Source organism: Tardiphaga sp. P9-11, assembly GCF_008329525.1.
GTDB lineage: Bacteria > Pseudomonadota > Alphaproteobacteria > Rhizobiales > Xanthobacteraceae > Tardiphaga.
Genome location: NZ_NPKQ01000005.1, coordinates 85,901 through 99,870, shown reverse-complemented (window position 1 = coordinate 99,870; position 13,970 = coordinate 85,901). Strand labels below are relative to the sequence as shown.

Below are 13,970 nucleotides of genomic sequence, written 5' to 3'. Positions count from 1 at the left end.
CCCTTCCCGCGAATTGTCAGAAGCTGATTCATGCCCAAACCCAGCTATATCCTCGGTCTCAACACCTACGATCACGACGTCAGCGCCTGCCTGCTGCGCGACGGCGCGCTGGCCTATGCGATCGAGAAGGAGCGAATTACCCGCGACAAGCACGCGACCGGATTCTACAAGGAAGTGATCGACTACGTCCTCGATGCCGAAGGCATCACTCTCGACGACGTCGAGCTGGTGGTGAGCAATTGCTACATCCTGCCGGTTCCGGAGATGGAAGACCGCCTGATCTATCAGGACATGCCGGGCTTCCTGCCTGAATATGAACGGCAGGACGCCAGCATCCATCCGCTGTTCCGCTCCCGTACCGGCAAGGTCAAAACGATCTCGCATCATCTGGCGCACGCCTATAGCGCGTTTGCCGTCAGCCCCTTCGAAGAGGGGGCGATCATGATCGTCGACGGCGTCGGCAGCTACCGCTCTGACGTCATGGAGACCTATCCGGACGACGAGCCGGGCTCAAAGCTCGCCAGAGAATCCGAGAGTTACTACACGTTCAAGGGCACGCAGCTCGATTGCCTGAAGAAGGTCTGGATGGAGCCGGACCGCGGCTTTCTCAGCGACGAATTTTACAATATGCCGGGCCTTGGCGCGCTCTACAGCCGCGCCTCAACCTATGTGTTCGGCGACTGGAACAAATGCGGCGAGCTGATGGGTCTGGCGCCTTACGGCCGCCGCGATCAGATCAAGCCGCTAATGAATATCACCGACAATGTCCTCAGCGTGCCGCGCTGGACCCCTGAATATAACCAGCCCTATATCGCCGACAGCGACGGCAAGTGGGACACCCATCCGTCCATGCGGCATTGGGAGGATCTCGCTTGGCGCGTGCAGGACGACACCGAGAAGGTGCTGCTGGCCCGCGCGCGCTGGCTTCGCGAGACGACCGGCGCGAAGAACCTTTGCATCGCCGGCGGCGTCGCGCTGAACTGCGTTGCCAATGGTCGCATCGCCCGCGAAGCCGGCTTCGAAAATGTCTGGATCCAGCCCGCTGCCGGCGACAACGGCATCGCCATCGGCTGCGCCTATTACGGCCTGCTGGAGCTACAGAAGCAGCCGCGCTCCTATGTGATGACACATTCCTACACGGGAAAGACATACACCGATCGCGACATCGCGGCAGCCACCCAACGCACACTCGTCAAGGCACAGACCAGCGCGGCCCACAGCGACAATATCTGCCGCGACACGGCCAAACTGCTCGCCGATCAAAAAGTAATCGGCTGGTTTCAGGGTCGATCGGAATACGGCCCACGTGCGCTCGGCAATCGCAGCATCATCGCCGATCCGCGCCGGCCGGAGATGAAAGATATCCTCAATTCACGCGTCAAACATCGCCAGCCGTTCCGGCCATTCGCGCCGATCGTGCTGGCCGAGCGTGCCAGAGAGATTTTCGAAGGCGATCAGGATTCGCCGTTTATGCTGATCGCTGCCCCGGTGCGACCGGAATGGCGCGAAAAGATTCCGGCCATCGTGCACGTCGATGGAACGGCGCGAATCCAGACAGTCACGGAAGACACCAATCCGGTGCTCTATCGGCTGCTGAAGGAATTCGATGCGCTCACCGGCGTCCCGGTGCTGCTCAACACGTCATTCAACGTGAAGGGCGAACCGATCGTCGAGACTCCGCGCGACGCCATGGCGTGTTTCATCAATACCGGCATCGACCACCTGATCCTGCACGACACGCTGGTGTCGAAGACATCAGCGCATCGTTTCGTCGCCCCGCTGGTGCGGACCTATATGGACGTCGCGGGACTGGTCATGTCGAATGTGAAGTAGCGATCTCGCGCTCTCCCAGTATGCGGGGAGAGCGCGAGTATTACGCTGCCCGCACTGCGTTCAGGAATTTGCTGACTTCGTCCTTCAACCGCGTGCTGTCCGAGGACAGCGATTGCGCCGCGGCGAGAACCTGAGTCGAGGCAGATCCGGTTTCTGTCGCTCCGCGCTGCACATCAACGATGTTCGACGAGACCTGCATCGTGCCCTGCGCCGCCTGTTGAACGTTGCGGGAAATCTCCTGCGTCGCGGCGCCCTGCTCTTCCACCGCCGATGCGATGGTCGAGGCAATCTCGGACATGCGGCCGATGGTGTCTCCGATCTCCTTGATAGCGCCAACCGATTCCTGCGTCGCCGCCTGGATACCGGAGATCTGCGTCGAGATCTCACCCGTCGCCTTGGCAGTCTGCTCAGCGAGTGCCTTCACTTCAGAGGCCACCACTGCAAAACCGCGACCGGCTTCGCCGGCCCGTGCTGCCTCGATAGTCGCGTTGAGCGCCAGCAGGTTTGTCTGCCCTGCGATGTTGTTGATCAACTCGACCACATCGCCGATGCGCGATGCAGCGCTGGCAAGTTCGCCGACGCGATCATTGGTCTTGCGTGCCTGATCGACCGCCTGTCCTGCGATGACAGCCGATTCCTGAACCTGACGGCTGATCTCGTTGACCGACGAGGCCATTTCTTCGGTTGCCGATGCCACTGACTGTACATTGGCCGATGCTTCTTCGGAGGCCGCGGCAACTGTCGTGGTCAACTCCTGTGAACGTTCTGCCGTGGCAGTTAGCGTACCTGCCGAGGCTTCCAGTTCGGTCGATGCGGACGACACCGTCTCGACGATCTCACCGATCATCGATTCGAAGTTGCGGGTGATGCTGTCGACGCGGCGACCGCGCTCGATCTTGGCTTCGGCATCGGCCGCTGCGGCTTCATCCGCCGCCCGCTTGTCGATCAGCGCCTGCTTGAACACCTGAAGCGAGTCCGCCATCGTACCCATCTCGGTCTTCTCACCCTGATGCGGAACATTTGCTGTCAGATCTCCTTTACCAAGCGCCTGCATCGGCAGCACGATCGAAGTAATGCCGGCCGAAACATCGCGCACAAGCAGGATTGCCGCACCGACGCCGACAACAACCGCAAGCACGAGCGAACCGATCACCATCTTGACGGCGGCCCCAAAGCTGTCCGTCGCCAGTTCACCGGCCGTCAAAGCTCCCTTGTTGTTGAGCTCGACATCCTTCTGCAGGGCATCGTCCGCCTTGAAGCCAATCAAGTTGACCTTCACGTTCATATCTCGCGCTTCATCGCGGGCGTTCTTGCGCGACAACGCAAGAACCGGCTGCAACGCCACAATGTATTCGCTCCAGAGCTTGCTGAATTCGCTGTACATCGCGCGCTCCTCGGGAGACGAAATCATCGGCTCATAGCTCTTGCGCGCCTTGTCGAGCATCTCGGCATAACGCACCAGCGTGTCGTCCTGGACCTTCGTATCTGCGGCATCAGTCGCAAGCAGATGTCCACGAACCACCGAACGATAGCTGATCGTTGCAGCCCGGACTTCGCCCAGAGCGCGCACGCTCGGCAGCCAGCTCATGACGATGTCGGATGTCGCCCCGTTGATGGTGTACATCTGCTTGATAGCCAGCGCGCCCATCGCTGACATGGCGAGGAGCAGGAATGAAACGACGATGGTAATCTTGGTACGAATGGACAGGCTGGCAAACATAGGTGATGGTCCCTCGGTTTTCGACCGTTGGCGCGTAACTGCACGAATGGCATTTTCTGGGTTTGAGGACGCGGCATGCATTGGAGCTGCCGGCCGAGCAATGATCACATTCAGCGATCAACGATCTCGTGATCCAGATTGTCCGGATAAGGTTAAGGAGCAGTGCATCGTGGCTGTTTCGTGCGCATAGCTCTTCAGTTAGATCTAGCGTACACGCATAACAACACAGTTACACAGAGAAGCCGGCGCTCACGCGCCAGCTTCTGCATTGTAGACTTGCGGCCAGGTCAGTTAGGCAGCGCGCACCGAATTCAGGAACTTGCCCACCTCATTCTTGAGACGCGCACTGTCCGATGACAGCAAACGCGCGGCGGAAAGTACCTGCGACGACGCAGAGCCGGTGTCGCTCGCACCACGCTGAACATCCATGATGTTGGAGCTCACCTGCATCGTGCCCTGTGCGGCCTGCTGAACATTGCGGGAGATCTCCTGCGTCGCTGCGCCCTGCTCCTCGACAGCAGATGCGATGGTCGAGGCGATCTCCGACATGCGGCCGATGGTGTCGCCGATTTCCTTGATCGCGCCGACGGATTCCTGGGTCGCTGCCTGGATGCCGTTGATCTGGTGGCTGATATCGCCAGTTGCCTTGGCCGTCTGTTCGGCGAGCGCCTTCACTTCCGATGCGACCACAGCGAAGCCGCGACCGGCGTCGCCAGCGCGCGCGGCTTCGATCGTGGCGTTGAGCGCCAGCAGATTGGTCTGACCGGCAATGGTATTGATCAGTTCGACGACATCGCCGATGCGTGCCGCCGCCTTGGCAAGCTCAGCCACGCGATCATTGGTCTTGCGGGCCTGTGCCACGGCCGAATTGGCGATGTTGGCAGACTCCTGGACCTGGCGGCTGATCTCGTTGACCGATGACGACATCTCTTCAGTGGAGGATGCCACCGCCTGCACATTGGTCGACGCCTCGTTGGAGGCAGCGGCCACCATGGCGGTGAGCTGGCGGGATTGTTCGGCAGTCGCGGTCAGTCCGCCCGCAGATTCTTCGAGCTGGGTCGAGGCTGAAGACACGTTCTCGACGATACTCCCGACCGCGCCTTCGAAATCGTCCGCGAGACGGATCATGTCCTTGCGGCGCTGAAGGGCCGCCTGCTGGCCCTGCGTCAGCTTGGCTTCGGCCTCGGCGCGTGCCTTTTCCTCGGCCCGCACCTTGAAGGTCTCGACCGCCCGCGCCATGTCGCCGACCTCGTCCTTGCGGGCGAGACCAGGCAATACCACGCTGAAATCGCCGTCCGCCAGGCGCTTCATGCCGGCTGTCAGGCCCGACAACGGACCGATGATTCCGCGCGCGATCAGGAAGGCGATTGCGAGACCGACCACGGTGGCGACGCCGGCCACGATCTGCTGCAGCATGCTCGTCGCCGACACGCGATTGCTGGTCGCGGCGACGGTCTGCGACTGGGTCTGCTGGATGCCGGACTTGACGGTCTCGACCTTGCCGATCGCTTTCACGACGATCGGGCTGATCGACTTGTTGAAGATGCCATCTGCCGTCTGCAGGCTGGCGGCGGTCTTCTCGAACTGGGCGGCGTAGCTCTTCAGGTTGCTGCGGATGGTGCCGAACAACGCACTGAGCGTCGGCGGCATCTGCATCTTCTCCATCTCGCCGATCTGCTGCTCCGCAATCCGGACATGATCCTTGAAGGCTTCGATATGCTTCTCGTCGCGGCTGACGAAGAAGCGCCAATTCGCAATCTGCACCATCAGCGTATCGGATTCGAGCTTGGTCGAACCCTGCCCATACATGGTGTTGCGCGTGCTGATCACCAGCTTGCGCAGGCTGGATGACAGCTTGTCGCCAGCCTCCTGCAGCACTTCCCGGCCGGCGACCACCTGCTTGATCGCATCGCCGAGCGCCTGGCGCTGCGCTTTCACATCGGCAACGTCCTTCTCGATGGTGCGATAGGCGGCGCGGCGCTCTTCCGAACGGCTGGCCTTGATCACCGTCTCCAGGCTGGTGGTGACGCCGGCGAGACGCTTGTCGGCATCCGCAAGCGCCGCCTCATCCTGATCGAACGAATAGCGCAGGACCGCACCACGGATCGCGTGCAGTTCGGAGGCGATCTCCGCGGCCCGGATCGTATTGGACGACAGGATACTCAGAGAATCGACCTGTGTTCCAACTTCCGTCATCTGCCAGACGGCAAAACCGGAACTGGCGAGACCGAACAGGACCAACGCGCCAAAACCACCATAGAGGCGACCGCGGATACGGAGATTGAGCAGCGACATCATTGGCTTCCTAGCTAGGACTTCATCTGGCTTCGGCGAAGGACGCCGTCTTGGTTGCTGCTTCCCCCATCGTGGGAGATACATGAATTTATGCGGCCCGGACGGAGTCCAGGAACTTGCCGACTTCGAGCTTGAGCCGCGCGCTTTCGCCGGACAGCGACTGCGCCGCCGACAGCACCTGCGTCGAGGCCGATCCGGTCTCGCTGGCACCGCGCTGCACATCAGTGATGTTCGACGTCACCTGCATCGTGCCGTGCGCCGCCTGCTGAACATTGCGGGAGATCTCCTGCGTCGCCGCGCCCTGTTGCTCGACGGCAGAGGCGATGGTCGACGCAATCTCCGACATGCGACCAATCGTGTCGCCGATTTCCTTGATGGCGCCGACCGACTCTTCGGTCGCCGCCTGGATGCCGTTGATCTGGTGGCTGATATCGCCCGTCGCCCTGGCCGTCTGCTCGGCCAGCGCCTTCACTTCGGATGCGACCACCGCAAAGCCGCGGCCGGCGTCGCCGGCACGCGCCGCCTCGATGGTGGCATTGAGCGCCAGCAGATTGGTCTGACCGGCAATCGTGTTGATCAGTTCGACCACGTCGCCGATCCGCGCCGCTGCCTTGGCGAGCTCTGCCACACGGTCATTGGTCTTGCGCGCCTGCGCCACGGCGGAGTTGGCGATATTCGCCGACTCCTGCACCTGCCGGCTGATCTCGTTCACCGACGACGACATCTCTTCGGTCGACGACGCCACTGCCTGGACATTAGTCGACGCCTCATCCGATGCGGCAGCGACCGCAGCCGTCAATTCCTTGGCCTGTTCGGCTGTCGCCGTCAGCGCGCCGGCCGATTCCTCGAGCTGGCTCGATGCCGAGGAGACATTGTCGACGATGTTACCGACGGCGCGTTCGAATGTATCGGCGAGATCAACCATTTCGCGCTTGCGCGACGCCGCTGCAAGACTGTCCTGGTCGACCCGCGCCGCAGCCTCGTCGCGTGCCTTCTGTTCGGCATTTGCACGAATGACCGTAACGGTCTTGGCGATGTCGCCGATTTCGTCGCCACGCTTGGCGCCGGGAATGACGACATCGAGATCGCCGGCCGCCATCTTGCCCATGGCGCCATTTAGACGCGTCATCGGCCGGGCAACGCCGATGAAGGAGAACACCATGGTGCAGATCAGCACCAGCACGACCGCGAGTCCAAGCGCGAGATTGACTTGGCCGGAGCGTGTCATTTCCTCGGCGGCCTGCGCCCGGGCCTCCGCCACCGCAGCCTTGGCCGACGATACCGATTGCGCCACCAGTTGAGACGCTGTCGCAGCGGTGGGAGTAATCCTGGTGCGGACGATATCGGTCTTCTGGTCGTTGTTGCTGATCGCTTCATCGGTGGCCGCCATGAACTTCTTCATGTCGGCGCCGAGCTGGATCAAGCCATTCTGCACGAGTTCGCCGTCCTCGAACACGCTGGCTTTCGCCAGCGCATCGGTCAGCACCTTCGCACGGGTGATGATCTGGGCCTTCTGTGTGACTTCATTCATCGAGGCGTAGCGCCATGCGGCGGCCTGCACGGCACTAATGGCATTGTCCGCGATCTTGAGTTGTCCATCGACCTCGGGCCAGTTCGTCGCCTCCGTTACAGCGGTGGTGAGGCGCATCTGGTCGAGATGCCGATTCCAGTCGATCACCGCAACGTTGCGGTTGCGATAGAGTTCGAGCAGTTTCTTCTGCAGACCGGCGATCTCGTCGGCGGCGGCGGCATAGGTCGATGTCAGCGCTTTGATCTTCGTGAAATTGTCCTTGTATTCCGGTCTGGTCGCCAGCGCGGACGCGGCATCGATGATGCGGTCCTGCGCGGCCTTGGTTGCCCGGATCTCAGCAGCGTTCTTGTCGATTTCCGGAGTCGTGATAGCCATGCGCAGGCTCTGGCTGGCCAGTTGCATGCCGCGCATCTGGCCTTCGGCATCGAGCGCGCTGTCAGCGATCTTCTGCTGCACATCCGCCAGACGGTTGACCTCCGAGATCGCGGTCTCGGTTCTCATCTGGTTCGCCACGACACCCACCGAGAGCAAGATGCCAACGAGACCGGCAAGCCCCAACTTGTTGCCGACGCTGTTGATCTTGATCATGCGATGCACTTTCCAGGAAGGGGCCAAGTCAAGGCGCGCGCAAGCACGGCTCGCGCAACATCGGCTCGGGTTGTTGGAAGACGGTCAGAGAGGCATTCGGGCAGAAACTGAGAACGTGGCGACACGGATTGTCCGTGAGGACAAAGACCCGATTGCTCCGGTGGAGTTCAATCAGCGGACCAACAGGCCCTCGCCCTCACGGTTGAAAGATACCACTTCATTTCTGACACATTCGTTAATTGCCCCGTCACGCAGCATTCAAGAACCTGCATAAATTTGAGGCGCTTGCACGATGGTGTATGCGCCTGCTTTTACGTCAGTGCGCGAGGATCTTGGACAGGAAATGCTGCGCGCGATCGCTACGCGGATGACCGAAGAAGTCTTCCTTCTGCGCGTCTTCGACGATCTCGCCTGCATCCATGAAGATGACGCGATTGGCGACCTTCTTGGCGAAGCCCATTTCGTGGGTCACCACCATCATGGTCATGCCTTCCTTGGCGAGTTCGACCATGACGTCGAGCACCTCGTTGATCATTTCGGGATCGAGCGCAGAGGTCGGCTCGTCGAACAGCATGCAGATCGGATCCATCACCAGTGCACGCGCAATAGCGACGCGCTGCTGCTGACCGCCGGAGAGCTGGCCGGGATATTTCTGCGCATGCGCAGTCAGGCCAACACGCTCCAGCATCTTCATGGCCTTGGTCTTCGCCGCATCTTCCGAGCGACCAAGCACGATGGTCTGGCCGAGACACAGGTTCTCGACGATCTTCAGATGCGGAAACAGCTCGAAGTGCTGAAACACCATACCCACGCGCGAGCGCAGCTTCGGCAGATCCTTCTTCATCGTCGTGACGTTCAGTCCATCGACGGTGATGGTGCCCTCCTGCACGGGCTCCAGTGCATTCACGGTCTTGATCAGCGTCGACTTCCCCGAACCCGACGGACCGCAGACGACGACCACTTCGCCTTTCTCGACGGTCGTCGTGCAATTCTTCAGCACCTGGAACTGCGGATTGTACCACTTGCTGACTTTTTCGATGGTGATCATGGGCATGATGAGCGACCGACAGTTGGAGCGAAGACTGAAAGCGAGTGATTAGCGGATGATACTGATGCGCTTCTGCAAGCGCTTCACGAAGAACGAGGCGGTGAAGCAGATCAGGAAGTAGACGAGCGCCGCGAACAGATACATTTCGGTGAGACGCCCGTCGCGCTGCGCGACCTTCGAGGCCGCACCAAGAAAGTCAGTAATCGACAGCACGTAGACCAGCGACGTGTCCTGAAACAGCACGATGGTCTGGGTGAAGATCACAGGCAGCATGTTGCGGAACGCCTGCGGCAGCACAACGCGGCGCATCACTTCGCGATAGTTGAGCCCGATGGCGTAGCCCGCCATCACCTGCCCCCGCGGCACCGACTGGATGCCGGCCCGCATGATCTCCGAGAAGTAGGCGGCCTCGAACAGCGTGAAGGTGACGATGGTCGAGGCATAGGCGCCAACCTGCACCGGTTGATCGGACCGGATGATCCACTGCCCGACATAGGGCATCAGGAAGTAGAACAGGAAGATCACCAGCACGAGCGGCAGCGAGCGCATCAGATTGACGTAGCTCACAGCGAAGCCCGACAGCACGGCACTGGACGACAGCCGCATCATTGCAATCAAGGTGCCGAGGATGAGGCCGAAGACGGTGGCAATCGCCGTCAAAGTGAGGGTGAACACCATGCCCTGCTGAAACAGATAGGGCAGGCTGCGCCAGATGACGTCGTAATCGAAATTGCTGAACATCGTTTATTTCCCCCCGTTGAAGCCGGGGATCGCCAGGCGCTTTTCGATGATGCGCATTCCGATCGTCACGACGGCACTGAGGACGAGGTAGATGGCTGCGGCAGCCGAGAAGGCCTCAAACACCTGGAACGAGAATTCCTGCATGGAGCGCGCCCGTGCCGTCAGTTCGAGCACACCGATGGTCAGCGCCGGCGCCGTGTTCTTGATGGTGTTGAGGAATTCAGAGGTCAGCGGCGGGAATATGATGCGATAGGCCAGCGGCAACAGGATGTAGCGATAGGTCTGCCACGTCGTGAGTCCGATCGCCGTGCCGGCCATGCGCTGGCCCTTCGGCAGCGCATTGATGCCGGCAGTGATCTGCGCCGCGACGCGCGACGACATATAGAAGCCAAGTCCGAGCATCGCGGCAATGAACGGCCCGTTGCGCAACTGCTTGATCCAGATGCCGAGATCGCCGGGCAAAAGTTCGGGAACGACGAAAAACCAGATGAACAGCTGCACCAGCAGCGGGATGTTGCGGAACATCTCGATATAGGCGTTGCCGACGAACACCGCCCAGCGCGCAGGCAGTGTCCGCATGATGCCGATCAGAGAGCCCATCACGAAAGCGATGAACCAGGCGCAAAGTGCGAGCAGGATCGTGACCTGAAGGCCGCTCATCAGCGAGCCGAAATAGGTCCCCGTCGCATCAGGCGTCTGGTCCCAGAAGATTCCCCAGTTCCAGTTATAGTTCACGCATTCACCCCCACGCGCCGTCCCTCGCGAAAACCTGGCAACCTCAAGCTAAAACCCATGCAATGGCCGGGCCATTGCATGGGCAGATGGTTTTAGTTGGCTGTGTAGGCGTCCGGATCCGGCGAATCCGACGGGCTGGCGAACGCCTTCTTCTGCTCGGCTCCCATCGGAACGTTCAGATTGAGGCCCTTCGGCGGGATCTTCTGCGTGAACCACTTGTCGTAGATCTTCGCGCCTTCCGGGCTCTTGTAGAGTTCGGCGGTGGCGGCATCGACGACCTTCTTGAACGGCGCATCGTCCTTGCGCAGCATGATGCCGTAGGGCTCAGGCTTGGAGAACGCATCCTTGGAGATGACGTAGGCGTTCGGATCGCGCGCACCGGCGGCAAGGCTGGCGAGCAGAATATCATCCATCACGAAGGCTACCGCGCGGTCGGTCTCGACCATCAGGAACGCCTCGGCGTGATCCTTGGCGGGAATGACGTTGATGCCGAGATTGCGGGCGGCATTGGCTTCGGTGAGCTGCTTGATATTGGTGGTGCCGGAGGTCGAAACCACCGACTTGCCCTTCAGATCGTCGATCTTGTCGAGCTTGCTGGCCTTCTTCGAGACGAAGCGGCTGGCGGTCAGGAAGTGCGTGTTGGTGAAGGCAACCTGCTTCTGGCGATCGGCATTGTTGGTGGTCGAACCGCATTCGAGATCGACGGTGCCGTTGGCGATCAGCGGAATACGCGTGGCCGAGGTGACCGGATTGAGCTTCACCTCGATCTTGTCGTTCTTCAGCTCTTTCTTCACCGCATCGACGATCTTGTAGCAGATGTCCATGGCGAAGCCGACGGGCTTCTGGTTGTCATCCAGATAAGAAAACGGCACCGAGGAATCGCGGAAGCCGATGGTGATGGCGCCGCTGTCCTTTATCTTCTTGAGCGTGCCGGTGAGCTCCTGAGCGCCCGCCTGCGTCGTGCAGACCGCCGCGGCGATCATGGTCCCCAACAGAAAAATTCGTTTCATAGTCCCTCTCCTCAACACAGTCCGATCTCACGTCGAACGACTCTCTTTCCGAGCGCCCCGGCGCGACCGCCCGGGATGCTTGCACAATCGAGGCCAAAACGGAATTGCCCGATCGGGCGACAATAGTTTGTTCCGAGCTCCCGTTCCCGTACAACCCGGTCATGAGCAACGCCCTGCATGCGCTTTGTGACGCCGGCGCCGCCAGCGCCACGGAAAAGATTGACGATATCAGCCATCCCCGCCTGATAATCGCCACCACGATTCTGGCCTCCAGCCTGGCCTTCATCGACGGATCGGTGGTGAATGTCGGACTTCCTGCCATTGCAGCGAGTTTTCAGGCCGATGCCGTCGACCTGCAATGGGTGATCAATGCCTATCTGTTGCCGCTTAGTGCACTTCTTTTGCTCGGCGGTGCAGCAGGCGACCGCTTCGGCCGCCGCAGACTTCTGATCTGGGGCGTTGGCCTGTTTGCACTGGCCTCGCTGGCTTGCGCTGTGGCGCCCAGCCTTCGTCTGCTGTTGGCCGCGCGTTTTCTGCAGGGTGTCAGCGCGGCGATGCTGATGCCGAACAGCCTGGCGATCCTCGGCCAGACGTTTTCCGGCGAAGCCAAGGGGCGCGCCATAGGGATCTGGGCTGCCAGCGGCGCTGCAGCGGGCGCGCTCGGCCCGGTGTTGGGTGGATGGCTGATCGACATCGGCAGCTGGCATCTCATCTTTCTTATCAATGTGCCGATTGCGCTGGCGGCGATGGCGCTTGCCTGGCTTGGCATCCCCCGCGATCGACACGACGGGGATGAACCGCTCGATAGTTTCGGCGCCATCCTCGCGACTGCGGGACTTGGCCTGACCACCTGGAGTCTGACCGAAGCTACATCACATGATTGGGCGGGTTTCACGCCTGGCGCGCTTGTCGCAGGCCTCCTGCTCTTGCTGGTGTTCGTGTGGGTCGAAGGCCGCAAGGGCGAGCACGCAATGATGCCGCTCGCATTGTTCGGATCCGCCAGCTTCGTCGGCCTGACGCTGCTGACATTCTTGTTATACGGCGCACTCGGCGGGCTGTTCGTCCTGATGCCTTATCTGCTGATCGAAGCTGCCGGCTACACGGCGACACAGGCCGGTGCCGCGCTGCTGCCTTTGCCGCTTGTCATCTCTTTGACATCACCGCTCGCTGGCTCGCTCGCGGCCCGGACCGGCCCGCGGATCATGCTGACTCTGGGTCCGGTGATTGTCGCGCTGGGTTTTCTGCTCGCGCTCAGGATCGGTCCCGGCGCCAGCTACTGGACCAGCGTGCTCCCCGCCATGTTTGTCATCGCTATCGGCATGGCCGGCGCCGTCGCTCCCCTGACCACGGCCGTGCTGATGTCAGTCGATGCGCGTCACACGGGATCTGCCTCCGGCTTTAACAGCGCGGTCGCACGCACGGGCGGGCTTGTGGTCACGGCGCTGATCGGATCGGTCATTGCGGCAAAGGGACCCGCGCTAATCAGCGCATTTGCAGCAGCGACGGTCGCAGGTGCCGTACTTTGTGTCGCAGCCGCGCTCAGCGCGTTCCTGCTGATAGCGGTGCGACCGCAGCCGTGAGGGACCCACGTTGCTTGTGGGCCGCTACCGCATCGCCGAAGGCCTGAAAGAGCGTGCGGTTGATCGGATTGATCTGCGGGTCATATTCGGCATGCCATTGAACACCGAGCGCGAAGCTCGGCGCATCGGCAATACGAATGGCTTCGATCGTGCCGTCCTCGGCGATGCCCTCGATCACCACCCGTTCACCGGGGATATCGATGCCCTGGCCATGCAGGGAATTGACCGTGATGGTATCGCGGCCCAGCAGACTGGCGAAAGTGCCGTTGCTGGTCAGATGCACGTCGTGACGATCGGCGAATACGACGGCAGGATCGGGATGGATATCGCCATTCTCAAGCCGCGGCATGCGATGATTGATGCGGCCGGGAATCTCACGAATCTCGGGGTGCAGCGAACCGCCGAAGGCTACGTTCATCTCTTGCAATCCGCGACAGATTCCGAAGATCGGGACGCCGCGTGCCACACAGGCTTCGATCATGGAGAGAGCGACCGCGTCGCGGCCATTGTCATAGGGCTCATGACGGACATGGGCTTCCATGCCGAACCGGGTCGGATGGACATTGGCACGGGCTCCAGTCAACAGGATGCCATCGACCAGATCGAGCACCTGGCTAATATCGGTAATGTCGGGGGTGCCGGCAAACATCATCGGCAGGGCATTGGCCACTTCAGCGACCGCACGAAGATTGTTTTCTCCGACCGCCTGGACGGAGAACCTGTTCTCAATGCGATACGCGTTGCCGATCACGCCGATTACCGGCCGGGTCTTCGTTGGCATCAGCTTCCGGTCGAAAAGTGCTGGACCGTTGAGCTATAGCCGAGTCACGGCGCGAACACGACTGGTTCCGAAACAAAACTGTCATCCATCGAAGCATTCGGGAAAGAA

Annotated in this window: 10 protein-coding genes; 2 read left to right on the top strand and 8 right to left on the bottom strand. The window is 60.9% G+C overall.

Annotated features, from left to right (window positions below):
- Positions 1-30: 30 nt before the first annotated feature.
- Positions 31-1,833: a carbamoyltransferase family protein gene (locus tag CIW50_RS18210; RefSeq protein WP_149532626.1), complete on the top strand. Its 1,803-nt coding sequence runs from the start codon at positions 31-33 to the stop codon at positions 1,831-1,833.
- Between the two features lie 40 nt (positions 1,834-1,873).
- Here CIW50_RS18210 and CIW50_RS18205 read toward each other — a convergent pair whose 3' ends face one another.
- From CIW50_RS18205 to CIW50_RS18175, 7 genes are all read right to left on the bottom strand, one after another.
- Positions 1,874-3,553, bottom strand: coding sequence for a methyl-accepting chemotaxis protein (locus CIW50_RS18205; protein ID WP_149532625.1), 1,680 nt, complete (start codon positions 3,551-3,553; stop codon positions 1,874-1,876).
- A 291-nt stretch (positions 3,554-3,844) separates the two neighbouring features.
- Positions 3,845-5,848 carry a HAMP domain-containing methyl-accepting chemotaxis protein gene (locus CIW50_RS18200; RefSeq protein ID WP_149532624.1) on the bottom strand — a complete coding sequence of 668 codons (2,004 nt, stop codon included), beginning with the start codon at positions 5,846-5,848 and terminating at the stop codon, positions 3,845-3,847.
- Positions 5,849-5,936: 88 nt separating this feature from the next.
- On the bottom strand, positions 5,937-7,967 hold the full coding sequence (locus tag CIW50_RS18195; RefSeq protein WP_149532623.1) for a methyl-accepting chemotaxis protein: 2,031 nt from the start codon (positions 7,965-7,967) through the stop codon (positions 5,937-5,939).
- A gap of 316 nt (positions 7,968-8,283) precedes the next feature.
- The gene (locus tag CIW50_RS18190; protein ID WP_149532847.1) at positions 8,284-9,015 is read right to left on the bottom strand and encodes an amino acid ABC transporter ATP-binding protein; all 732 of its coding nucleotides are present in this window, start codon (positions 9,013-9,015) and stop codon (positions 8,284-8,286) included.
- A gap of 48 nt (positions 9,016-9,063) precedes the next feature.
- Entirely contained in the window at positions 9,064-9,756 is a 693-nt protein-coding gene (locus tag CIW50_RS18185) for an amino acid ABC transporter permease (protein WP_149532622.1), read from the bottom strand.
- A gap of 3 nt (positions 9,757-9,759) precedes the next feature.
- Complete coding sequence (locus CIW50_RS18180; protein ID WP_149532621.1) at positions 9,760-10,491, bottom strand: amino acid ABC transporter permease; 732 nt, start codon at positions 10,489-10,491, stop codon at positions 9,760-9,762.
- Positions 10,492-10,583: 92 nt separating this feature from the next.
- A complete protein-coding gene (locus CIW50_RS18175) occupies positions 10,584-11,501 on the bottom strand; it encodes an amino acid ABC transporter substrate-binding protein (RefSeq protein WP_149532620.1) in 918 nt (305 codons plus the stop codon).
- Positions 11,502-11,662: 161 nt separating this feature from the next.
- On the opposite strand from CIW50_RS18175, the gene CIW50_RS18170 reads away from it, so the two are divergent.
- Complete coding sequence (locus CIW50_RS18170) at positions 11,663-13,081, top strand: DHA2 family efflux MFS transporter permease subunit (RefSeq protein WP_149532619.1); 1,419 nt, start codon at positions 11,663-11,665, stop codon at positions 13,079-13,081.
- On the opposite strand, the gene CIW50_RS18165 is transcribed toward CIW50_RS18170, so the two are convergent.
- Complete coding sequence (locus CIW50_RS18165) at positions 13,041-13,862, bottom strand: gamma-glutamyl-gamma-aminobutyrate hydrolase family protein (RefSeq protein ID WP_149532618.1); 822 nt, start codon at positions 13,860-13,862, stop codon at positions 13,041-13,043. The two genes, CIW50_RS18170 and CIW50_RS18165, sit on opposite strands and share 41 nt — an antisense overlap.
- Positions 13,863-13,970 lie beyond the last annotated feature (108 nt).

Excerpts from the sequence above, each read along its gene's own strand:
- CIW50_RS18210 (WP_149532626.1), top strand. The coding sequence starts at position 31 with ATGCCCAAACCCAGCTATATCCTCGGTCTCAACACCTACGATCACGAC.
- CIW50_RS18185 (WP_149532622.1), bottom strand. The coding sequence starts at position 9,756 with ATGTTCAGCAATTTCGATTACGACGTCATCTGGCGCAGCCTGCCCTAT.
- CIW50_RS18170 (WP_149532619.1), top strand. The coding sequence starts at position 11,663 with ATGAGCAACGCCCTGCATGCGCTTTGTGACGCCGGCGCCGCCAGCGCC.
- CIW50_RS18205 (WP_149532625.1), bottom strand. The coding sequence starts at position 3,553 with ATGTTTGCCAGCCTGTCCATTCGTACCAAGATTACCATCGTCGTTTCA.
- CIW50_RS18165 (WP_149532618.1), bottom strand. The coding sequence starts at position 13,862 with ATGCCAACGAAGACCCGGCCGGTAATCGGCGTGATCGGCAACGCGTAT.
- CIW50_RS18195 (WP_149532623.1), bottom strand. The coding sequence starts at position 7,967 with ATGATCAAGATCAACAGCGTCGGCAACAAGTTGGGGCTTGCCGGTCTC.
- CIW50_RS18190 (WP_149532847.1), bottom strand. The coding sequence starts at position 9,015 with ATGATCACCATCGAAAAAGTCAGCAAGTGGTACAATCCGCAGTTCCAG.
- CIW50_RS18175 (WP_149532620.1), bottom strand. The coding sequence starts at position 11,501 with ATGAAACGAATTTTTCTGTTGGGGACCATGATCGCCGCGGCGGTCTGC.
- CIW50_RS18200 (WP_149532624.1), bottom strand. The coding sequence starts at position 5,848 with ATGTCGCTGCTCAATCTCCGTATCCGCGGTCGCCTCTATGGTGGTTTT.